Genomic DNA, 22,585 nt, shown 5'->3' with positions numbered 1-22,585 from the left:
GGTGTCGATGTCAGGATGGGGACATGCCGGGAAACGCCGACCCGCTGATCGCCGGTCTCGACGAGGAACAGCGCGCCGCCGTGCTGGCCCCGCGCGGCCCGGTGTGCGTGCTCGCCGGCGCGGGCACGGGGAAAACCCGCACCATCACCCACCGCATCGCCCACCTCGTCTCCGGCGGGCACGTAGCGGCCGGGCAGGTGCTGGCGGTGACGTTCACCTCCCGCGCCGCCGGGGAGATGCGTGCCCGGCTGCGGGCCCTGGACGGCGCCGCGGCCACCGACACCCGGGTCGGCGGAGTGCAGGCGTTGACGTTTCACGCCGCCGCCCGCCGCCAGCTGCGCTACTTCTGGCCGCGGGTGGTCGGCGACACCCCCTGGCAGCTGCTGGACCGCAAGTTCTCCGTGGTCGCCCAGGCCGCCAACCGGGCCGGGATCAACCCCTCCACCGACGACGTGCGCGATCTGGCCGGTGAGATCGAGTGGGCGAAGGCCTCGCTGATCAGCCCCGAACAGTACGGCGCGGCGGTCGCCGCGGCCGGCCGTGACATCCCGCTGGACGCGGAGAAGATCGCCGCGGTTTACAGCGGCTACGAGACGGCGAAGGTCCGCGGCGAGGTCGCCCTGCTCGACTTCGACGACCTGCTGCTGCACACCGCTGCGGCCATCGAGAACGATCCCGGGGTGGCCGAGGAGTTCCGCGGTCGTTACCGCTGCTTCGTCGTCGACGAATACCAGGACGTCACCCCGCTGCAGCAGCGGGTGCTGACGGCCTGGCTGGGGGAGCGCGACGACGTCACCGTCGTCGGCGACGCCAACCAGACGATCTACTCGTTCACCGGCGCCTCCCCGCGCTACCTGTTGGACTTCACCCGGCGGTTCCCCGAGGCCGCACTGGTGCGGCTGGAACGTGACTACCGGTCCACCCCGCAGGTGGTGTCGCTGGCCAATCGGGTGATCGCCGCCGCTCGCGGCCGGGTGGCCGGCAGCCGGCTGCAGCTGGTCGGCCAGCGCGAGCCGGGACCGGAGCCGTCGTTTCACCAATATCCCGACGAGGTCGCCGAGGCCGCCGCCACCGCCGCGGCGATCGGCAAACTCATCGAGGCCGGCGTGGAGCCCGCCGAGATCGCGGTGCTCTACCGGATCAACGCCCAATCGGAGGTCTACGAGGAGGCGCTGACCGAGGCCGCCATCACCTACCAGGTGCGCGGCGGGGAAGGGTTTTTCACCCGCCAGGAGATCCGCCAGGCGGTGCTGGCGCTGCAGCGCGCCGCCGAGCGCGACATCGCCGACGAGGTGTCTGCCGGGCTGCCCGCGCTGGTGCGCACCGTGCTCGAACCGCTGGGCCTGACCGCGACCGCCCCGACCGGGGTGCGGGCACGGGAGCGCTGGGAGGCGCTGTCGGCACTGGTCGACCTCGTTGACGACGAGGTGGCCGCGCGCCCGGAACTCGACCTTCCCGGTCTGCTGCGCGAGCTGCGCAACCGGGCCGACTCCCGTCACCCCCCGGTGGTGCAGGGGGTGACGCTGGCGTCGTTGCACGCCGCCAAGGGCCTGGAGTGGGACGCGGTGTTCGTGGTGGGCCTGGCCGACGGGACCCTGCCGATCAGTCACGCGCTGGCCCACGGGCCGGACAGCGAGGCGGTCGAGGAGGAACGTCGGCTGCTCTACGTCGGGGTCACCCGGGCGCGGATCCACCTCGCACTGAGCTGGTCGCTGGCCCGCACCCCCGGCGGGCGGGCCAGCCGGAAACCCTCCCGGTTCCTCACCGGCATCGCCCCGCAGGCCGCCGTGGACACCCCACGGCGGTCCCGCCGCAGCCGGGGCGCCCCGGCGCACTGCCGGGTCTGCAACGCCCGGCTGTCCACGGCGACGGCGGTGATGCTGCGCCGCTGCGAGACCTGTGCCGCCGACATCGACGAGCAGTTGCTGGGTCAGCTCAAGGAGTGGCGGCTGCACACCGCCAAAGAGCAGAAGGTGCCCGCCTACGTGGTGTTCACCGACAACACCTTGATCGCGATCGCGGAGTTGTTGCCCACCGACGATGCCGCTCTGGTCGCCATCCCCGGCATCGGGGCCCGCAAACTCGAACAGTACGGCGCCGCGGTGCTGGCGATGGTGCGCGACCGCGGCTAGCCATACCGCCGACGCCGCAGGTCAAAAATCATTTGCCGGTGACCGAGCGATCCGGATATCCTCGTTCGGTCCCGCCGAGGCGTGCCGTGTCAGACCCACGACCAGGCCCACGACCACGCCCACGACCAGGCCCACGATGACGAGAGGAGGCGGCCATGAACAGCGCGATCGCTCGCACCGTAGCTGCGGCCGCCCGTCACGCCGCCGCCGCCCACCGCGCCGCCGCGGCGCGTCCGGGCCGGGACACCCCACTGAGATAGTTCTCATTCGGCACCTGGCCACGGACCCCCGGATCCGTGGCCATTGTTGTCGGCTCCCCGCCGTCGGCCCTGATCCAACGCCCGTGACCAGCACCGTCACCCGATCAGGAAGCAGGTGAGCATCCCATGTCGACTCCCACCGTCGCGTCGCCACCGCGCCCGACGCTGCCGTGCCACTCGGGCGACCCCGACCTGTGGTTCGCCGACGACCCCGCCGACCTGGACCGGGCCAAACAACTGTGCACCGGTTGCCCGCTGCGGCGCGCCTGCCTGACCGCGGCGTTGGACCGCGGTGAGCCGTGGGGTGTCTGGGGCGGGGAGATCTTCCACCGCGGGCGCATCGTCGCGCGCAAGCGGCCCCGGGGCCGGCCCCGCAAGGAGCCGGCCGCCGCGTGAGCGCGGTCAGGCCGTCGGGCCGACCTTCTCGACATCCTTTTCGACGTCGGGATCGGTGAAGCCCGGCACCAGTTCCTCGGAGAGCCGCCTGATCGGGACGTGCGCGTCGAGCTGACACATGATCGCCGTCGTCGAGCCCAGCACCCGCATCGGCATCGCCAGCTTCGGCGGCAGGTCGAGCTGACGCGCCATCTTGAGCTGCTCGACCGGGCGTTCCAACTGCTTACCGGCCATCCGCATCAGCCACTTGCGGGTGTAGTGGAACACCTCCACCTCGACCGGTTCGACGTACTGGCGCAGCATCTCGTCGATCTCGCGCACCGAGACCTCCTGGCCCTTCTGGATGAAGCCGCCCTGGCGCATCACGGCGATGACGTTGTCGTAGTCGTCGTCGCGGGCGTAGCGCACGGCCGCACCCAGTTCCGGGGGGAACCCGCCGGGCATCGGCGCCACCGCGCCGAAATCGATCACGCCCATCCGGTCGTCGGGCAGCAGCATGAAGTTGCCCGGGTGGGCGTCGCCGTGGATCAACTCCAGCCGCCGCGCCGCGTCCCAGGTGAACTCGGCCAGCCGGGTACCCATCAGATCCCGTTGTTCGACGGTGCCGTTGCGGATGATCTCGGCCATGCCGACGCCCTCGATCCACTCCTGGATGACGACCTTGGGGGCGCTGGCCACCACGTTCGGGATGAGGAAGTGCGGGTGGCCGGCATAGGCCTTGGCGAAGACCCGCTGGTTGTCGGCTTCGAGCCGGTAGTCCAGCTCCATCTCGGTGCGTTCGATCAGCTCGTCGACGACACCCTGGACATCGACCCCGGGGGCCAACTGCTTGAACACGCCGGTGAGCCGCCGAATGGTCTTCAGGTCGGCGCGCAGCGCCTCGTCGGCGCCGGGGTACTGGATCTTGACCGCGACGGCGCGGCCGTCGCTCCACACGGCCTTGTGGACCTGACCGATGCTGGCCGAGGCGATGGGGGTGTCATCGAAGGAGGAGAACCGTTCCCGCCATTTGGTGCCCAGCTGGCCGTCGAGCACCCGGTGCACCTTGTCGGCGGCCAGCGGTGGGGCGTCCTTCTGCAGTTTGGTCAGCGCCTCCCGGTAGGGCTCGCCGAACTGCTCGGGGATCGCGGCCTCCATCACCGACAGGGCCTGGCCGACCTTCATCGCCCCGCCCTTGAGCTCACCGAGCACGGTGAACAGCTGGTCGGCCGCCTTCTCCATCATCTCGGCGGTGACCTCGTCTTTCGACTTGCCCGCCATCCGTTTGCCGAGCCCGAGAGCGGCGCGGCCGGCGAACCCGACGGGCAGCGACGCCAGCCGGGCATTGCGTGCGGCACGGCCGCGTTTGATCTCCGTCACCTCACCATCATCCCCCATGGGCGACGGATGTGCGCACCGATGGTGCAACAACGCCGGCGACGCCCGGCCAGCACCGGCACCGGGGGTGGCGTTGCCAGCGTCGGGTGAGCAGCGTCCCGGCGGCCACGTCGAACTCCACGGTGGCGTTCCACGTCGGCGGCGGGGCGGGGTCGATCGCCGTGCCGCGCACCGCGGCCACCACCCGGTTCACCTCGGCCAGCGCCAGTGCCCCCGTGGCCAGCACCGTGGCCGGGTCCGCGGAGCCGACGGTCTCGCGCAGCTGTGCGGCCAGGGCCGGCCAGGCCGGGTCCCGATCGCCACGGTGCAGATCGGCGCAGGTCAGGCAGTGGGTGACGCCGGGGATCACCAGCGGGCCGATCAGCCCGACGCCGTCGCGCACCCGCACCGCCAGGTGCGCCACCCGCGCGGCGTGTAACGCGCGCAGCAACCGCGGGTCGACCACCAGGGTGTCGGCGAGGACCACCAGGTCGGCCCCGGCGACCCGGGCGTGCGGTTGGTGGCTGTGCTCGACGTGGGCGTCGCAGCCGCGCAGCGACGACGCCAGCAGATCCGACAGCGGGCCCCGCCCGTGCACCCGGATCGACGGGCACCGGGACGGCGAGGACCGTGGCGATGTCTCCACGCGCGCCAGCCCGGCGGTGACCAGGTCGGTGAGCAGCTCGGTGAGCGCCGCGGGCTCCACCAGGCCGTCGGCGCGGGCCCGCCGGTGCACCGCGACCGCGCTCATCCGTGCCTGCATCGATCGCAGCAGCGACGCCAGCGCCGCCGCACTCATATCGGGGGGTGGGGTGATCCGCACCGCCCGGCGCGGGTCCCAGCCCAATTGCACGGTGTCGTCGGGGCGCAGCAGCACCGGCATCGCCGGGTTGAGCACATACCAACGGGCCATGATCGTGACCCTGCCACGATCGGCGCCGCGGCGTGTTCAGCGATCCACAGGCGGTTCGGTCGGCCCGTCGTCGCGGCGCTGGTCCTTCTCGAACGCCGCGTCCTTCTCGAACTCTGCGATCGCCTCGTCGATGCCGCTGGTGTCCCCACCGAGGACGGAGTCGATGAACCCGGCCGGTTCGTCGAGATCGGCGGCGTCGGGAAGCAGGTCGGGGTGCTGCCAGATGCCGTCGCGGGCGTCGACACCGACGGCGGCGGTCAGCCGCGCCCACAGGTCGGCGGCCTCGCGCAGCTTGCGGGGCCGCAGCTCCAACCCGACCAGGGTGGCGAAGGTCTGTTCGGCGGGACCGCCGGTGGCGCGGCGGCGCCGCAGCGTCTCGCTGAGCGCGGCAGTGGCCGGAAGGCGTTCGCCGAGAGCGTCGGTGACCACCGTTTGCACCCAGCCCTCGATCAACGCCAGCAGGGTCTCCAGTCGCTCGAGGGCCTGGGTCTGCTCCGGGGTGGCCTTCGGTTCGAACATCCCCTCGGTGAGCAGCCGCTCCAGCGCCTCCGGGTCGGTCAGCATCGCCGGGTTGAGCCCCTGGGCCATCTCCTCGATGCCGGTCATGTCGATCTTCATGCCCCGCGCATAGGCCTCCACCGAGCTGAGCAGTTGGCTGGAGAGCCACGGCACATGGGAGAACAACCGGTGGTGGGCGGCTTCACGGGCCGCGAGGAACGTCATGATCTCCCCGCGGGGCTGCTCCAGGCCCTCCGACAGCGCCTCGATCGCCTCCGGCAGCAGTGCGGCCACCCCCTTGGGGCCCAGCGGCAGCCCGATGTCGGTGGAGGTCAGCACTTCCCGTGACAGCCGGCCCAGGGCCTGGCCGAGCTGGGAACCGAACGCCATCCCGCCCATCTGCGACATCATCGACAGCAGCGGACCGGCCATGGTCTTGGCCTCCTCGGGCAGGGCCGAGGCCCAGACCGTGGAGATCTGCTCGGCCATCGGGTCACACAGACGCCGCCAGGTGGCCAGTGTGTTGTCGAGCCAGTCGGTGGCCGTCCACGCCGCGGTGCGGGTGGTGCCGGCGGGCAGGGAGGTGGCGCCGTCGAGCCAGGTCTCGGCCAGATGCACCGCATCGGTGACCGCCGCGGTGGTGGCCGCGGACACCGGGGCGACGAACCCGATCGAGTCGGCGGCCAACTTGCGGGCCAGCTCGTAGTTGACCGGGCCGGCACCGCCGCCGGTCATCGCCGGGCCGGCACCGGAGAACATCTGGCCCAGCCGGGTGAATATCTGGCCCAGGTCGCCGACGTTGAACTCGGTGAAATCACCCCCGAGGCCGAACGGATCTGACGAACCGGACCCCGAATTGCCGCCGCGATCACCCTTGTCACGGTCACGGTCGGGGTCCTCGCCGGAGGAGGAAAAGCCGAAAGGCAGGTCAGCCATACCCCAACGGTACCGACCCGTGTCGACCCGGCGCGCGGGGCGCGCTGCGCCCTGAGTGAACGGCCCCCACCCCCGCTGCGTTTAGGGTAAGCGGCGTGAACAGGCGGATTCTGACGCTGATGGTGGCGCTGGTCCCGGTTGTGGTCTTCGGTGTTTTGCTCGCGGTGGTGACGGTTCCGTTCGTGGCGCTGGGGCCCGGACCGACCTACGACACCCTCGGGCACGTCGACGGCAAGCAGGTCGTGCAGGTCATCGGGGCCGAGACCCATCCGACCACCGGGCACCTGAACATGACCACCGTCGCCCAGCGGGACGGGTTGACGCTGGGGGAGGCGTTGGCGCTGTGGGTCTCCGGGCGCCAGCAGCTGATGCCCCGCGACCTCTACTACCCGCCGGGGAAGTCCCGCGAAGAGATCGACGACGAGAACAGCGCGGACTTCAAACGATCCGAGGCCAGCGCCGAATACGCCGCCCTGGCGCATCTGGACTATCCGGCGGCGGTCACCGTCGCCGCGGTCAACGACCCCGGCCCGTCGGCGGGACAGCTGCAGGCCGGCGACGCCATCGACGCGGTCAACGGGGTGATGGTCGCCGATGTCGCCGCGTTCAGCGCGTTCATGGACAAGACCCGCCCCGGCCAGGAAATCGTCGTCGACTACCGCCGCAAACAGGCCCCGCCGGGGATCGCGCGGATCACCCTCGGCGAGCACCCCGAACGCGACTCGGGGGCGCTGGGCGTGCTGGTGCAGGATGCGCCGTGGGCACCGTTCGTCGTCGATTTCCACCTGGCCAACATCGGTGGGCCGTCGGCGGGTCTGATGTTCAGTCTCGCGGTGATCGACAAGCTCACCGACGGTCGGCTGGCGGGCCAGAAATTCATCGCCGGCACCGGCACCATCGACGCCGACGGGGAGATCGGGCCGATCGGTGGGATCACCCACAAGATGCTCGCGGCGCGTGAGGCCGGCGCCAAAGTGTTCCTGGTGCCGGTCGACAACTGCTACGAGGCGCGCTCGGAACCGCACGGGTTGACGTTGGTCAAAGTCGAGACCCTCGACCAGACCGTCGAGGCCCTGCACGTGTTGCGCGACGGCGGTGAACCACCGTTGTGTTAGTCGCCGCCGCGCCGCCGCCCACCGCGATGCGTACAGTTGTGACGATCCGTTAAACGAGCAGGGAGCGTAGCAACGTGGGTATGCGGCCCGCGGCGAGAATGCCGAAGCTGAACAGGCGCAGCCGGGTGTTGATCGCGATCGGGCTGGTGGTGGTCGCACTGCTGCTGATCGGACCGCGGTTGATCGACGGGTACGTCGACTGGTTGTGGTTTGGAGAACTGGGCTACCGATCGGTGTTCACCACCGTGCTGGTGACCCGCCTGGTGGTGTTTTTGGCGGTGGCGCTGCTGGTGGCCGGGATCATCTACGCGGGGCTGGTGTTGGCCTACCGCAGCCGACCGGTCTTCGTGCCCAGCAACGGCCCCGACGACCCCGTGGAGCGCTACCGCACCATCGTGATGTCACGGCTGCACCTGATCGGTATCGGCGTGCCGGCGTTCGTGGGGCTGCTCGCCGGGGCGATCGGACAGAGCTACTGGGCCGTGGTGCAACTGTTCCTGCACGGCCACAGCTTCGGCATCGCCGACCCGGAGTTCGGCAAGGACCTCGGGTTCTACGCGTTCTCACTGCCGTTCTACCGGCTGGTGCTCAGCTTCGTGCTGGTGGCGGTATTCCTGGCGTTTCTGGCCAATCTGGCCGCCCACTACGTGTTCGGCGGAGTGCGTCTGACCGGCCGGGCCGGGGCGCTGAGTCGGCCCGCCCGCATCCAGCTGGTCAGCCTGGTCGGGGTGCTGGTGCTGCTCAAGGCGTTCGCCTACTGGCTGGACCGCTACGAGCTGTTGTCACATTCGCGAGCGGGCAAACCGTTCACCGGTGCCGGCTACACCGACATCAACGCGGTGCTGCCGGCGAAGTTGATCCTGTTGGCGATCGCGGTGATCTGTGCGGCGGCGGTGTTCTCCGCGATCGTGTTGCGTGATCTGCGTATCCCGGCGATCGGGCTTGTTCTGCTGCTGTTGTCGTCACTGATCGTCGGCGCGGTCTGGCCGATGTTGGTCGAACAGATCAGTGTCAAACCCAATGCGGCGCAGAAGGAGAGCGAATACATCAGCCGAAGCATCGCGGCGACCCGCAACGCCTACGGCCTCACCAGCGACGTGGTCACCTACGAGGATTACCCGGGTAACGCCCCGGCGACGGCCAAACAGGTCGCCGCCGATCAGGCCACCACCTCGAATATCCGGCTGCTGGATCCGACCATCGTCTCCCCGGCGTTCACCCAGTTCCAGCAGGGCAAGAACTTCTACTACTTCTCCGATCAGCTGGCCATCGACCGCTACCACGACAAGGACGGGCACCTGCGCGACTATGTCGTCGCCGCTCGCGAACTCAACCCCGATCGACTCATCGACAACCAGCGCGACTGGATCAACCGGCACAGCGTCTACACCCACGGCAACGGGTTCATCGCCTCACCGGCGAACACGGTGCGTGGAATCGCCAACGACCCCAACCAAAACGGCGGTTACCCCGAATTCCTGGCCAACGTGGTCGGCGCCAACGGCTCCGTGGTCTCCGACGGGCCCGCCCAGCTGGACCAACCGCGCATCTACTACGGCCCGGTGATCGCCGACACCCCGGCCGACTACGCCATCGTCGGCAGCAACGGGCCCGATAGGGAATACGACTACGAGACCAACACCGAGACCAAGAACTACACCTACGCCGGAAGTGGCGGGGTGCCGATCGGTAACTGGTTGGCGCGCAGCGTGTTCGCCGCAAAATTCGCCGAACGCAACTTCTTGTTCTCCTCGGTGATCGGTCCACAGAGCAAACTGCTGTTCAACCGGGACCCGGCGAAGCGGGTCGAGTCGGTGGCGCCGTGGCTGACCACCGACTCCACGGTGTACCCGGCGATCGTCGACAAGCGCATGGTGTGGATCGTCGACGGCTACACCACGTTGGACAACTACCCGTACTCGGAGCTGACCACCCTGTCCTCGGCGACCGCGGACTCCACCGAGGTGGCGTTCAACCGGCTGGCGCTGGACAAACAGGTCTCCTACATCCGCAACTCGGTCAAGGCCACCGTCGACGCCTACGACGGCACCGTGACCCTCTATGCCCAGGACGAGGACGACCCGGTGCTGAAGTCGTGGATGCAGGTGTTCCCCGGCACGGTCAAGCCCAAGAGTGAGATCAGCCCGCAGCTCGCGGAGCACCTGCGCTACCCGGAGGACCTGTTCAAGGTCCAGCGGATGCTGCTGGCCAAATACCACGTCAACGATCCGGTGACGTTCTTCTCCACGTCCGACTTCTGGGATGTGCCGCTGGACCCCAACCCGACCGCGAGCAGCTTCCAGCCGCCCTACTACATCGTCGCCAAAGACCTTGCCAAGAAGAACGGTGCGGCGTCGTTCCAGTTGACCAGCGCGATGAACCGGTTCAAACGCGACTACCTGGCCGCCTACATCTCGGCGAGTTCGGACCCCGACACCTACGGCAAACTGACCGTGTTGACCATCCCGGGTCAGGTCAACGGGCCGAAGCTGGCCAACAACGCGATCACCACCGACACCGCGGTCAGCCAGGACCTCGGTGTGATCGGCCGGGACAACCAGAACCGGATCCGGTGGGGCAACCTGCTGACCCTGCCGCTGGCCGACGGCGGGTTGCTCTACGTCGAACCGGTCTATGCCTCACCGGGATCCTCCGATGCGGCGTCGTCGTATCCGCGGTTGATCCGGGTGGCGATGATGTACAACGACAAGATCGGCTACGGACCGACGGTGCGTGACGCGCTGACCGAGCTGTTCGGCAAGGGCGCTGACGCCACCGCCACCGGCATCGCCCCGACGGACGCCGGCGCGCCGCCCAGCCCGCCGCAGAGCGGCCCCGGCGAAGAGCCCTCGGAGTCGGTGCCGGCCGCCGAGGTGCCCGAGGCCACCCCGGGGCTGTCGGCGGAGAAGGCCGCGGCGCTGCGCGAGATCGACAAGGCCATCGACGCGGTCCGCGAGGCACAGACCAAGGGTGACTTCGCCGGGTACGGGGAGGCGCTGCAGCGCCTCGACGACGCGATGACCAAGTTCGAGGACACCAAGTAGGCGGATGGCCGGTATCCACACGGCCACAGCGCTGGTCGCAGCGCGATTTGGTGGTGTCGGCACCGGTTCGGTAGCCTATGGATGCCCGACGCGGGGTGGAGCAGCTCGGTAGCTCGCTGGGCTCATAACCCAGAGGTCGCAGGTTCGAATCCTGTCCCCGCTACTAGTGGAAATGGCCCCCAGGTGATCACCCGGGGGCCATTTTCCTGTCCGCGCTAGCCCGTTGAGGCAGACCCGGTCCCCGCGCCGGAGGGCGCTGCATCGGCCACGTCGGTGTCGAAGAGCACGGCCTCCATCAGCGTCTGGACGCAGGCCTGCGGATAACTGAGAGGGTCGCCGCAGTCGCCGTCCCCTTCGGCCATCCGGTCGTAGTGCACCAGTCGGCCGAGATCTACGACGAGGACCATGGCGGCGTGGATGAGGAACCGCGCGGCGGTCGCGTCGAGTTCGGGTCGTGCGGCGATCAGTAACTCCACCCAAGAGCCGACAGTGGAGCGCTGCACGCTGCGCAGGAGCATCTGATCGTTGGGGGTGAGGCTGACCCGTTCGCTGTAATACACCGACGCGAGTTCTGGGTTGGCGAACGAGGTCGTCACGTAGGCATCCACCAGTCGTGTCAGCGTCTCCCGTGGCGCGGTGCGCGGGCCCTGAACTCGGGCGAGTTCGGCGGAGAGTCGGTCGGCGGCGCGACGCATCGCGGTCGCCAGGATCTCCGATTTGCCCGAGAAATAGCGGTAGATTCCCGAGACCGGAAGCTCCACCGCTTCAGCGATCTGCGCCATGCTGGTTTCGGCGTAGCCGCGGTGCGCGAAGAGCCGCATCGCCGCGTGCAGCAGCGCCTCGTAAGTTCCGGCGTCGGCGGCGAAGATGCGCCAGCCCGCGCGACGCTCCCACACGGCGCCGGGATCCGGCAGCGGGGCTGAGACCAGGGCGTTGATCCCGCCGGTCAGGATCGCCCGGATGGTGTCGTCGGGGGCGCGCAGGTGGTGGTCGACGATGCTGCCGGCCACGCTGAGCAGCCCTGACGACAGCATCCACTGCTGTGCGGAGGTCAAAGTCGGCCGCAGCGCGGCGATCGGGCGCTGGATACGGTGGTTGACCAGCCGCAGCTGCGCGGTCAATTGGGCCGCGTCCGGATCCTGCAGGTAGCGGGTCTGCCACCGATACAGCCCGCCGGACGCGCGATTGCGTAACGCGACGTCGACCGTCGCCCGCGCCATCTGTTCGAGGCGGGTGTGCGGATCTTCGTCGGCTGCGTCGACGGTGGCGGTGGCGTCGACGAGTTGTTGGCTCAGCGCCAGCACCGCTCCACGGAACAGATCGTATTTGCTGGTGTAGTGCCGATAGACGGCCGGCGCAGACACCCCGACGCGGGCGGCGATGGCTTCCACGCTCACCGCGTGGTAGCCGAGTGCGCTGAACGCCTCGGCGGCCTCGCGCGCGATTTGTGCTTTCCGGTCCTTGGGCCGACGCCGGACGCTACGCGTCGCTGCTGGTGTCTGTCGTGCCGTCACGAAATGCCTCACTTAGCCGGGTCGTACACCGCCGAAAACTCGCGAAGTCCCCGACCGTTTTCAAACATAACCCGTATCAAGGTGGCTCGGGCAAACCTCCAGCGTGGTGCGCCGGTATGCCATGGTTTCCCGCCCGCAGGACCGTGCGGGCCTTGGCGTTCCAGTGATGGCGCGGCAGCGTCGCCGACAGTCGTGCTGTACGGGTGAACCGTCGCAGCGACCGACGATCGGCCGCGCTCACCTCGAGTCCCAGGAGCTCCTGGGCCCGCGGGTGCTGCATGGCCCGGATCGCCCGGCGCGGCACATGACGCATCGTCCAGTCCGACGGCGCGAAGATCTCACTGCGGTAGCGCTCGAAGTGCGGGCCGGCCGACAGGTCACTGCGGCAGCGTTCGTCGAAGTACTCGAGGAAGTCGCCCCAGGTGCCGGGCATCGGCCGTGTCGAGATTCCGTAGCGTCGGTACCAGGAGCAGCAGTCCTGGTAGAGATCTTCGTGTTCGGCGGCATCCAGCGGCCGGATGAAGGTGTTGACCATGGTGATGAGGGTCTCGACATAGGCGGCGTGCTGGAAGTGGAAGATGTCGGGGCTGAGCGCGTGGTATTTGGTGCCGAGGTCGGTGTCCCCTTTGACGTGGTCGTGGGAGAAACGGATCAGCGGCGCCATGTCGTGATGGGTGTAGGCGATGTTGACGGCCTGGGTCACCGTGCGTTTTTTGTGCAGCCAGATGTGGTCACGCATCAAGGCGTGTTGGGTGATTCCGGCTGCGATGCTCGGGTGCAGCATCAACAGGCACACCGAGCGCGGCAGCATGAAAAGGTACCGGCGGTCACCGAGATAGCGCCACAACAGACTGTCGGGGCCCAATCGGTCGGCTTCGGTCATCGCCGTGCCTAGATCAGCGACTTGTGACGCCGGAGGCGGCGGCGAAGATCCGACATCAAGACGCTGTAGCTGAAGGTACGGAGGAATTTCGGGATGAAACGGTTGACGAAGGAGACGAACAGAAACAGATTCTCGAATTGCCGCTGTTCGGTCGGCGACCACTGCACTCCGAGGATCTCCCGAAACCGTGGCGCGAGAAACCCGATCGTCAAGAACCGCAGCAGCGGTGCGAACAGCAGACGGAACAGCGGATTGATCATCTTGAGGTTGATCAGCCGCAGCAGATAGTCGCGAACGAAGTCGTCCATCTCGAGGCGTTCACAGGTCGCGTTCCAGTACTCGTCGAATTCCGGGCGCGTTGCCGGCCATTGATCGTCGGTGACCTGCAGGGTCGTGCCGAGCAGCTTGCCGTGTTGATAGAGGCTCTCGGCCTGCTCCTCGGTGAGCCGGCCCCGCAGCAATTGGTAGGTGTCCTCGTAGAAGACGTAGAGGCAGGCCGCTACCCAGAGCTGCAGATCGCGGTCGAACGCGTTGTATTTCACCGGGCTGTCCGCGGTGGAGCGGACCATGCGGTGCGCGACGTTGATCGCGTCACGGTAGGCGGCACGTTCCTCGTCGGTGCCCAGGATCACCACCGCGAGATACTGGGCGGTCGTACGGAGCCGCTTCCACGGGTGCTCCATGAGAGCGCCGGATTCGACGCGGCTCTCGGCGACGCCATAACCCACCCCGGGCAGGCTCATCTGCATGGTGACATTGGCCGCGGCCGCAGCCGCCGACCAGAAATCGAGGGCATCGGCCATGTCGATGACCTCGTTGTCCCACCGAGGTGTGTAGGTACCGATTTGGATGCGGGTCTCGGCTGTGGTCAGCATGGTCGGTGTCGGGCTCTCCTGTTGACGGTGATTCGGTGACATTGCGGTCCTTTCGACGTCGGTGATCAGAGTTGAAGCGCAGGCGCTCCGGCGAACAGCGTCGGGAGTTGCGCCAGCAGCCAGAACAGTCCGGCGGCGCCGATCAACGCACCGCCGATGATCACCACGACCAGGCCGGCGCGCAGGAACCGGGCCTCGGGAGTTCCCAGGTAGCGGACCGCGCGTACGAGCAGGTCGATGAGGCGTACCAGCAGCATCATCGCAGCGACTCCCGCGGGATCGGCGCGGTATTCGTGGGGCCGGCGGAGAACTCCTCGATCGGATACACCGTGACCAAACCTTCCTCGTCAAGAAACTCTCTGCCTCGCCAATCCACATCGAGTTCGACGCGGCGATCGCTGTGACGGTTGACGTTGCGGGCCAACCTGACCAGGTGGACCACCACTGCGGCAAGGGCGACGCGACGCGTGCGTGCCACCACCATGCCCAGGCCCAACAGGGTCTCCTTCACGCCATTGACATAGACGTGCCAGCGGGTATTCACGGGGAAGGCCGGGCGAAGGAGGGATTCGAACGTGTCGGGTCTGAAGAAATGAGCGGCACCTGTCCCGACGAGGAACAGGCCCGCGGCGCGGACCGTGGTGCTGCGGCGGTGGGTCATGGTGATCGTGCTCCTTCGGTGATGTGGGTGAGGAACGGGCAGGTGGTCGAGGACTCGTCAATGGCCGCCGTATTCGGGCCGTAGCGCGTCGGCAAGTGATGACAGGGGTATCCGGGCGATCGCCGCGCCACCGTCCATGGACCACACAAAACGGTCTGGTGGCTGGGGGTCCTCACGCAGCAGCGGGGTGCCGGGCATGAACAGGACGAGGTGCTCGGGCGTCAACGCGAAGGTGCGATAGTTGCCGGAGTATCCGGGTCCGTTCGGGCCGGGAGTGAACTCGGCGAGGGTGAACGGATAGGTGTTGGGAGCGTGTGGGGGAGCAGCGTTGTCGAGCGCGGCGGTGAGCTCGGGGGCCCCGACCGACGGGATGACCGCTGCCGGGTCGACGCCGTGTTTGAACACATCGGGCAATGTCAGCCGGGTCCCGCGCTGCATGTCGAACACAAACGTTCGGAAGGCGTTATTCGGCTGCATGCCATGGGGTTCGAGTACTTCGTGAACGACCAGGGACTGCACCGGCCCCGGCCCCGCGTGCAGCTCGTAATAGGCGTAGGCGCGGGTATCGCGTAGTGAGTCGGTACCGGAGCTTCGCCACCCGTCCATCAGCTGCCGGTAGAAATCGCGGACCACCGGGCCAGCGGTCGGATCATCGAGCAGCGCGCCCGGAAGGTCAACGGAGATGACACGTTGCGCCTGCCGCGGCGACGTCAGCACCGTGGTGCAGTGCTGACCATCCCAATCGGCGTGCAACTCAGCACAGAACTGATCGGCGGCGGCACCAGCCCGCGGTGCGGTGACCAATGGGGCGGCCACGACCGCGAGCGCGGCGACGGCCGCGGATGCGAGGGCTCTCATGGCGTTATACCCCCTGCGGTGGCACGGATCTCGCTGACCAGCCACCTCCCGTCGACGTGGTCCAGCAGCATCGTCATTCCGGTGACGTCGGTTGAGGCGCCGACCGGCTCGTCTTCCATGGCCGGTGTGGTGAAGGATTGGCGTACCAGCAGCAGCACGGTGGCGTGGCGCGAATCGGCTGACTTGACCGCGGAGTCGACGACGCTGCCTGTGGTGCTCACCTTGCTGGCGAGCAGCATCGCGCGCAGATCCGCGCTGTTCTTGGTGTACCGGTCGCGGAAATCCCCGGTCGACCCGTCGACGACGGCGTGGATCTGATCGTCGATGCTCGCGGGGTCGGCGGTGGTCAGGGTCACCGCGTAGCTCTCCGCGGCGAACAGAGCTGCCCGGCCGGCAGCGCGATCGCGATGCTGGTCGATCAGCAGCCAACTCTGAAAGCCTGCGCCGACGACGAACACGGCGGCGCCGGCCCCGACGAGCCACTTCCGGGCCCGACGGGGCAACCCGACCCGCCGGCGTGACGACGGTGCGGCGTCCAGTGGCTCCGTCTCGGTCTCCTCGTCGGTGGAGTGGTCTACGACTGCGGTCATGCTCGGCCTCTTCTCCACGCGCTCATGTCAACTCGACTTCGCTCGCCAACCACCGGCCGTCAACGAGTTCCATGGTCATCTGAATGCGGTTGCGGTCGATCCGCGGTTCGGTGCGCACCGCGTTGGTGATCGACTGATCGACGAACAGCAACACCTCGGCGTGGGTGGTCGTCGCGCTCTTCACCGCGGCATCGACGACCACGCCGTTGCCCGCGGCGTGGTTGTCGATCAGGGTCTGACGCAATTGCGCCGAGCCGAGGCTGTACGCCTCCTTGAATTCTCCGGTCGCCCCGTCGAGAGCTCGGGTGTAGTTCTCGTCGATTGAGTTGGCGTCGAGAGTGGTCAACGTGACTGCGTAGTCGGTGGCCGCGGCGAGAGCGGCCTGCTGTGCGGCGTCGACGGCGGTGACCTGATGCAGACGCCATCCCAGGTAGCCGATCGTCGCGACCGCGGCTGCACCCCCGACGACAGCGACTGCTACCACCATGCGACCGCGCCAACCACGCCAACCGCGCCGAGGCGCGGGCGGCTCCTGCGCGGCGGTGTCGGTCTCGGCAGCAGCGCTCTCGTCGACGTCCGTCTCGTCACCGGTGCTAGACTCGGATTCGCTGCTGGCGGCGTCGGAGTCGCTCTTCACCGGGAGTTCATCGACGCGGTCGAAGACATTGTTGATGGTCGACATGTGCATACCCTTCTTTCGCTCAGTTGGGGACCCACGCGGGCATGGACGGGCCTCCGTACGGGGTGTCCAGGGTGTAGGGCGGGTACACCGGTGGTGGGGGCAGGGTTTCGTAGGGATCGTGGTCCGGGGGCGGCCCGGCGGTGTCATCATCGGGTGGGCGGGGTGCGTTGCGGGCGCCCCGAATCAGCACCGACGGATCGTCGTTGTCGCAGTAGGTGTAGCGGTAGGGCGCGGAGAAATCGGCCGCCGATGGTGGCTGGCGGGGCAGGTTGTAGTCGCAGCGGTACTTCGGGTACAGGTCGGCGAGGACCCAGATGCCGCCGTCGTGCACGGTGCTGGAGAGCCGGTCCACCAGCGACTCGTGATCGGGGCGCCACAGGTTCTCCAGTGCAGGAACGCGAAGGTAGAGCAGCTGAGACAGCGTAGTCAGGTTGCCCAGCAGGGCGTAGACGTTCTCGCGGTTGTCGGCGATGAAGGAATCGACCTGTTCGAGTTCGGTGCCGCCGAGGTCGACGAGCTCGCGGAAGCCGTTGTCCATCTTGTTGACTCCGCTGAGAATGTTCTGTAGGTCCATGCCCGTCTCGCCCAGACCGGGGGAGACGTCGGACAGCAGCGTGAACGAGGGCCGGACGTCTTGGAGCATGCTGATCGTCTCCGGAAGCACCCCCTCCAGTGTCGAGGTCAGCAGCACGGTCCCGTCCAGAATCGCCGACAGCTTCCGGGGGCCGTCGGGACCGACGCGCAGTTCCCCGAAGACGGCAGTGAGTTTGTCCGCATCGATTTGAGCAAGGGCACCACGGCTGTCATCGATGATCTGCGGCAGAGACACCGGGACACTGGTTTGTTCGCTGCCGACCAATGAGCCGTTGGTCAGATACGGCCCGTCCTGGTGCGTGGGGCGGAAATCGAGATACTGCTCGCCGGCCACTGACAGTCCGGAGACACGCACGTCGGTATCGCGGGGAATCGGGGTGTCGGCCCGGATGGCCACCACCGCCTCGGCACCGGTGGCGGTCAGGCGCACCGCCTCGACGCGGCCGACGGGAATGCCACGCAGGGTCACATCCTGGTTGGCCAACAAACCACCGGACTCGTCGAGTAGGACCCGCACCGTGATCGTTTTTTGAGTCGGGTTGATCCCGACTCCGAAGATCGTGACATAGGCGCCCGCGATGACGGTGGTGAGCATCAGCCCGAGCACCGACAGCAGGATGCGCCGCTGATGGCCGCGGCGGACGATGACGATGGCGAGCCGGCAGAGCTGGTCCACCAGGTCCAGGAACGGCCTCATCGTTGCGGCCCGTAGATGTGAGACAGCAGCATGTTCCACTCGTAGCGGAAAGCCCCGATCATCAGGTGCCAGTCGGTCCCGTCCGACCAGTGGAACTCGGGATCGCCGGGGTAGTTCTTGTCCGGCCAGGGGGCGAGGGTGAGTTTGGCAATCTCACCGTGCAGGTGCGCCGCGGTACCGTTGAACGTCTTCATCAAGATCCCGAGGAACCGGTTGAACGGGGTCAGCGACAACTCCGGATCGACGGTGATCTCATTGAGCACCCCGGCGAGGGTGTTGATGTCCTGGCTGATACTGCGGGTGTCGGTTCCCTGCAGCGAGGGGAACCGTGCGAGTTGAGCGGTGATCCGAGCCCCGGTATTGATCAGATCGATCAGGGCGTCGGTGTTGTCGGAGATGACGTTGAGTGCCGGCGCCAGGCCGGTGAGCGCCTCGTCGAACGTGGATTGGCGCTCCGACATCGCCGCGGCCAGATCCGCCGAGTTCTGCAGGGAGGCATCCAACTGTTCCGAGCGCGCACTCATCCGGGACAGCAGCGTGTCGGTCTGCTCGATGAGGGTGGCGACCTTGGAACCCCGCCCGCCGACGGCGTCTCCCGCGCCGTTGAGCATCGACACCAGGTATCGCACCGTCCCGCCGTTGACGAGCAGCGCCATCGATCCGAGAAGCTCTTCGATGGTCGGAGCGTTGGCGGTGGCGTCCAACGGTAAGGTTTCGCCGTCGCGCAGCAACTCGGCGTCCTCGCCGCGATTCGGATCGGGCCGGATCTGGACGAACACATCGCCGAGGGGGGTCGCCGCCCGCAACTCCGCGGTGCTGCCTTCATACAGCGGTACGTCCGATCGGATGTGCATGGCGATGTGGGCGGTGAACTCCTCGGCGCGAATCTCGGAGACCTCCCCGATCTGTGCTCCGTACAGCCGCACTTTCGCTTTGGTAGGCAGGTTCAGCGCATCGGAGAACACCGCGTTGAGCGTGTAGAACGTACCGCCGCCACCGGGGGCAGGGAGCGCCACGCTTTCCAGGTCGAGGCCGCACCCGGCAAGGACCGCCGTTGATGCGACGGCGATGACGTTGCGCAGAAGACGCAGACCGGCCAGTGGACGTCTCATGGGCCCTCTCCGATCCCGTCCTGCATCAGATCGACCATGGTGCCCAACCCGAAATCCGGCCCGTAATCTGTCATCGTCCCAGTGGCACAAGCCAATTGCCGCAAACCCATAAGGTTGCAGATCTCCTTGCCGAACTGGCTGTTGAACAGGGTCTTGCTGACCAAGAGGTGAGCGCGCAGGCTGCCCGCTTCCTTGTCGATGATGTTGTAGAAGTTGTCGACGAACAGCGGTCCGACGTCGAGGAGCTCGGCCAGATCGCGCTGGTTGTCGGTGAGGACGTCGGCTATGCCGCGCACATCGCTGAATGAGCCCTTGAGTCGCTCCTGGTTGCCCTCCAGCAGACGCGAAGTCTCGGCGAGAAGTTGATTGATCTTCGCGCCCGTCAGCCCGGCGCCGAGGTTTTCGGCGGCGAGCACGTCGCCCAGAGCGTGGACGTAGGAGCCGAATTCGCGTAGAGCCGCGTCGTTGTCGGACGCGGCTTTGCTGAGTTCAGCGACGTTGGTGATGATGGCCTGGATGTTCTTCTTCGATTGGGCGCCCTTGTCGGAGCCGACCTCCAGCGCCTTGGACAGCCTGGCGAGTGTGTCTTTGATGTCGGTTCCGTTTGCCAGGGTGATCTGTGAACCGAGTTCGACGAACTCACCGAGTGGACCCTGATTGTTCTCGTCGGCGTGCAAGGCACTACCGAGCTTGTGCATCATCGCCAGGGTGCGTTCGAACTCGACCGGGGTGCGTGTGTTGTTCACGCCGATGATGTCGCCGTCTTTCAACCTCGGCCCACCGCTGTAGGGCGGTGTCAACTCGACGTGCCGGTCGGTGAGCACCGAGGTCGACACCGTCACCGCCTCAACATCGGCGGGGATGTCGACGCCGGGGTCTATCGCCAGCTTCACCTCCACATAGCCGCCTTTGGGGGTGATGCTGCGAACCTTTCCCACTTCCATGCCCAGTACCGAGACTCCGTTGCCGGAGTAGAGCCCAACGGCGTCGGCGAACTGCGCAGTGACGGTGACCTTGTTCAGCGAGACGCTGGGGATGCGCGTCAGAAGAGTCGGACCGACCGCTGCCATACCGGTGATGGCCAGCACGAGCAGGATCGCACCGCTGAGAATGATCAGCTTGATCTGTCGCCTCATTGGCAGTCCTTGAAGTACTCGACAAGGTTGAACTGCTGGGCCCGGCCGCTGAGCGCGCACATCCAGGAGTCCACGAAGATCCCGGCGGGCAGGAAGACATCGGCGGCATTACCGCTGCCGGTCACGTTGGCGAAGTTGCGCACCGCCACCGGGGCCGACTGCAGGAAGCTGGTCAACAGTTCGTCGTGGTCGGCGGTCATGCGCATGAATTCGTTGAAGTCTTTGATCATTTGATCGATGGCCGGTTCGTCATCGAGGATCGTCTTGGCCCGGTCGACCAGGGTGGTGGCGCTGTCGAAGAGCTGCTGAACAGCGGCACGGCGGGTGGCGATCTCGCGCAGGACCGAACGTCCCTGCAGCACCAGGGCACCGATATTGGCGCGTTGGGTGCGCAACATGGTGGTCACTGCCTCGGTATTGGTCAGCAGACTTCCCAGCTGGCTTCGGCGGTCGGCGAGGATGTCTGACATCGACTGCAGATTGGTCAGCGCACCGGGAAGCTCCTCGGGAACGCCACCGAGGTTGGCGTTGAGTAGTTCGATGGAATCGACGAACCTCTCCGCGTCTACCGGTCCGAAGGTGCTGGTTGCGCCGGCCAGAGTCCGCTGCAGATCGTAGGGAACGTCGGTGTTGGACAGCGGGATCGTCCGATCATCGAGGGGCCCCTCACCGGCCGGCGACAACTCGAGGTACCGCGACCCCAGAATCGTGGTCAGTTTGATGGCCGCGCGAGTGTCGGCTCCGAGGGCGATGCCGTTATCGAGGTAGAAGCCGACGATGACGTGATCGCCGGCGAGTGCGACGTTCTCGATCTGACCGACCTTGATCCCGGCGATCGTCACCGCGTCGCCGGAGTGGATCTGCGCCGCCTGCGCGAAATTCCCCCTGTACCGGGTCTTGCCGACTCCCAGGCCGGCGTAGGACACGAGTCCGACGAGAACCGCGACGATCGTGATAATCGCGAACACTCCGATCCACGGCCGGCTGAACGACTCGAGCGGACGCTTGCTGAATTTGGGCATAATCCTCACCTGCACGCCGCCGTATGCCAATGTTCACTGCCGGGACTCGGTGTCGCCGCCCCCACGAATGCGCGGAACCAGTGGAACAGCCCTTGCCAGAGCCCAAAGTCCAATTCGCAGGCGTACACGTCGGCATAGCTGCCGCCCTGGCTGACCCGAGCCATCCCCTGCAGCACGAACGGCAGATTGGCCGCCATGTAGGCGAATCGTTCACGCCCGTCGTGAATCCCGTAGTTCAGCAGACCCGGCTGGCGCTCGACAAACTCCTGCAGGTCAGGCGCGACGTTGTCGACGATCGTCGCCAAGCGGGCCATCGTCGCGTTGATCGATCCGACGGAGGCGAGGAGGTCGTCGCGGTGATCGGCCAACGTCACCATGGCGTCGCGTGACTGCTGGATCATTGTCTCGATATTGGGGTTCTGCTTCGCCAAATCAGACATCAGCCGATCGAGGTTGGCGATCAGGGTGCTCAGCACCTCATCCGGCCCGGCGAACATCTCGGCCAGCGCGGAGGTTTGCGTGATCAACGTCAGCATCGAGCTCTGGTTTCCCTGCAGTGCCAACACGGTCGCGTTGCTCAGATTGTCCACCTGGTCGGGATCGAGTACGGCGAACAGCGGTTCGAACCCGTTGAGCATGTAGGAGATATCCAACGACGGGTTCGTTCGTCCGACGGGTATCTCCCCGCGGTCCGGCAACCGGCGGTGGTCGTCACCGGTGTCTTGAGCCAACCCCTGGGCTAACCCGAGGTAGCGCTGACCGATGATGTTCTGGTAGGTCACCGACGCCACCGTGTTGGTGTAGAGCGGCTGGCTGCGCAGCACTCGGAAGAACACTCGCGCCGATGTCCCGTCGAGTGCGATCTTGTCGACCCGCCCGACGCGAACGCCCGCCACGCGTACGTCGTCGCCGGGCGCCATCCCCGATACGTCGGTGAACACCGCCGAGTAGAAGTACGTGGGGCCGTTGATCTCGCGGCGCAGCGTGTTGTACACCATCCATGTGACGAGCAGCGCGAACGTGGTGAACAGTGCCAGCCCGACCAACGGCATACGACGGGTCCTCATCGGCCCTCCTCTGTGACCGGACTGATCTGCACCGTGCTGCCGCGCAGCAGTGGTCCCAACAGCAGCACTGTGCTGGTATCGCTGCGGCCGGCGATGCGGGCGATCTGGTTCTTCTCCACGGCGCTTCCGACCACACCGACGTTGCCGCCGATGATTGCCGACTGCGGATGCACCTCGGCGGCCAGCGGCGGTGGGGCGGGTGCCTCGACCGGCGGGGGGCTCTCGACGGGCCCCGGTGGTGGAC

The 22,585-nt window shown here is 67.2% G+C and carries 20 protein-coding genes, 1 tRNA gene and 1 pseudogene; 5 read left to right on the top strand and 17 right to left on the bottom strand.

Annotated features, from left to right (window positions below; translation table 11 throughout):
• Positions 1-23 precede the first annotated feature (23 nt).
• Positions 24-2,132: an ATP-dependent DNA helicase UvrD2 gene (locus B8W67_RS04770; RefSeq protein ID WP_085302494.1), complete on the top strand. Its 2,109-nt coding sequence runs from the start codon at positions 24-26 to the stop codon at positions 2,130-2,132.
• Positions 2,133-2,518: 386 nt separating this feature from the next.
• Positions 2,519-2,788: a WhiB family transcriptional regulator gene (locus B8W67_RS04765; protein ID WP_085302492.1), complete on the top strand. Its 270-nt coding sequence runs from the start codon at positions 2,519-2,521 to the stop codon at positions 2,786-2,788.
• A gap of 6 nt (positions 2,789-2,794) precedes the next feature.
• Here the strand turns inward: B8W67_RS04765 and B8W67_RS04760 are convergent, their stop codons facing one another.
• From B8W67_RS04760 to B8W67_RS04750, 3 genes are read right to left on the bottom strand one after another with little or no spacing between them, the layout of a single operon-like run.
• Positions 2,795-4,165, bottom strand: coding sequence for a macrolide-binding ATPase MABP-1 (locus tag B8W67_RS04760; RefSeq protein ID WP_069393362.1), 1,371 nt, complete (start codon positions 4,163-4,165; stop codon positions 2,795-2,797).
• A complete protein-coding gene (locus B8W67_RS04755) occupies positions 4,155-5,057 on the bottom strand; it encodes a bacteriocin biosynthesis cyclodehydratase domain-containing protein (RefSeq protein WP_234806661.1) in 903 nt (300 codons plus the stop codon). The genes B8W67_RS04760 and B8W67_RS04755 overlap by 11 nt, the downstream gene beginning before the upstream one ends.
• A gap of 36 nt (positions 5,058-5,093) precedes the next feature.
• On the bottom strand, positions 5,094-6,491 hold the full coding sequence (locus B8W67_RS04750; protein ID WP_085302490.1) for a zinc-dependent metalloprotease: 1,398 nt from the start codon (positions 6,489-6,491) through the stop codon (positions 5,094-5,096).
• A gap of 95 nt (positions 6,492-6,586) precedes the next feature.
• On the opposite strand from B8W67_RS04750, the gene B8W67_RS04745 reads away from it, so the two are divergent.
• From B8W67_RS04745 to B8W67_RS04735, 3 genes are all read left to right on the top strand, one after another.
• On the top strand, positions 6,587-7,606 hold the full coding sequence (locus B8W67_RS04745; protein WP_085302488.1) for a YlbL family protein: 1,020 nt from the start codon (positions 6,587-6,589) through the stop codon (positions 7,604-7,606).
• Positions 7,607-7,680: 74 nt separating this feature from the next.
• Positions 7,681-10,650: a UPF0182 family protein gene (locus B8W67_RS04740; protein ID WP_085302486.1), complete on the top strand. Its 2,970-nt coding sequence runs from the start codon at positions 7,681-7,683 to the stop codon at positions 10,648-10,650.
• Positions 10,651-10,739: 89 nt separating this feature from the next.
• A tRNA-Met gene (locus tag B8W67_RS04735) sits at positions 10,740-10,813 on the top strand.
• Positions 10,814-10,865: 52 nt separating this feature from the next.
• Here the strand turns inward: B8W67_RS04735 and B8W67_RS04730 are convergent.
• The 14 genes and pseudogenes from B8W67_RS04730 to B8W67_RS04665 all read right to left on the bottom strand — a co-directional run.
• Positions 10,866-12,164, bottom strand: a complete 1,299-nt coding sequence (locus B8W67_RS04730) for a TetR/AcrR family transcriptional regulator (RefSeq protein ID WP_085302484.1) — start codon at positions 12,162-12,164, stop codon at positions 10,866-10,868.
• A gap of 76 nt (positions 12,165-12,240) precedes the next feature.
• Positions 12,241-13,047 (bottom strand): oxygenase MpaB family protein, encoded by an 807-nt coding sequence (locus B8W67_RS04725; RefSeq protein WP_085302482.1) that lies wholly within the window; start codon positions 13,045-13,047, stop codon positions 12,241-12,243.
• Between the two features lie 8 nt (positions 13,048-13,055).
• Entirely contained in the window at positions 13,056-13,964 is a 909-nt protein-coding gene (locus B8W67_RS04720; RefSeq protein WP_084229000.1) for an oxygenase MpaB family protein, read from the bottom strand.
• 23 nt (positions 13,965-13,987) lie between these two features.
• Entirely contained in the window at positions 13,988-14,182 is a 195-nt protein-coding gene (locus B8W67_RS04715) for a hypothetical protein (protein ID WP_085302480.1), read from the bottom strand.
• Positions 14,179-14,583, bottom strand: a complete 405-nt coding sequence (locus B8W67_RS21075; RefSeq protein ID WP_085302478.1) for a DoxX-related protein — start codon at positions 14,581-14,583, stop codon at positions 14,179-14,181. The genes B8W67_RS04715 and B8W67_RS21075 overlap by 4 nt, the downstream gene beginning before the upstream one ends.
• Before the next feature lie 57 nt (positions 14,584-14,640).
• Complete coding sequence (locus tag B8W67_RS04705; RefSeq protein WP_085302476.1) at positions 14,641-15,441, bottom strand: mannan-binding lectin; 801 nt, start codon at positions 15,439-15,441, stop codon at positions 14,641-14,643.
• Complete coding sequence (locus B8W67_RS04700; RefSeq protein ID WP_085302474.1) at positions 15,438-16,031, bottom strand: Rv1363c family protein; 594 nt, start codon at positions 16,029-16,031, stop codon at positions 15,438-15,440. The genes B8W67_RS04705 and B8W67_RS04700 overlap by 4 nt, the downstream gene beginning before the upstream one ends.
• Positions 16,032-16,053: 22 nt before the next feature.
• Positions 16,054-16,713, bottom strand: a complete 660-nt coding sequence (locus B8W67_RS04695; protein ID WP_085302472.1) for an Rv1363c family protein — start codon at positions 16,711-16,713, stop codon at positions 16,054-16,056.
• 19 nt (positions 16,714-16,732) lie between these two features.
• Positions 16,733-18,004: an MlaD family protein gene (locus tag B8W67_RS04690; protein WP_085302470.1), complete on the bottom strand. Its 1,272-nt coding sequence runs from the start codon at positions 18,002-18,004 to the stop codon at positions 16,733-16,735.
• Positions 18,001-19,116: an MCE family protein gene (locus tag B8W67_RS04685; RefSeq protein WP_085302468.1), complete on the bottom strand. Its 1,116-nt coding sequence runs from the start codon at positions 19,114-19,116 to the stop codon at positions 18,001-18,003. The genes B8W67_RS04690 and B8W67_RS04685 overlap by 4 nt, the downstream gene beginning before the upstream one ends.
• Entirely contained in the window at positions 19,113-20,252 is a 1,140-nt protein-coding gene (locus B8W67_RS04680) for an MCE family protein (protein ID WP_069393377.1), read from the bottom strand. Before B8W67_RS04680 ends, B8W67_RS04685 begins: the two co-directional genes overlap by 4 nt.
• Positions 20,249-21,274 carry an MlaD family protein gene (locus B8W67_RS04675; RefSeq protein ID WP_234806660.1) on the bottom strand — a complete coding sequence of 342 codons (1,026 nt, stop codon included), beginning with the start codon at positions 21,272-21,274 and terminating at the stop codon, positions 20,249-20,251. The genes B8W67_RS04680 and B8W67_RS04675 overlap by 4 nt, the downstream gene beginning before the upstream one ends.
• Positions 21,275-21,279: 5 nt before the next feature.
• On the bottom strand, positions 21,280-22,341 hold the full coding sequence (locus tag B8W67_RS04670) for an MlaD family protein (RefSeq protein ID WP_234806659.1): 1,062 nt from the start codon (positions 22,339-22,341) through the stop codon (positions 21,280-21,282).
• A pseudogene (locus tag B8W67_RS04665) lies at positions 22,338-22,585 on the bottom strand (MlaD family protein); the annotation flags it as partial. The gene B8W67_RS04670 and the pseudogene B8W67_RS04665, both read right to left, overlap by 4 nt.

It is taken from the genome of Mycolicibacillus koreensis (genome assembly GCF_002104795.1).
Taxonomy (GTDB): Bacteria; Actinomycetota; Actinomycetes; order Mycobacteriales; family Mycobacteriaceae; genus Mycobacterium; species Mycobacterium koreense.
This window is presented reverse-complemented; position numbering and strand designations above follow the sequence as displayed.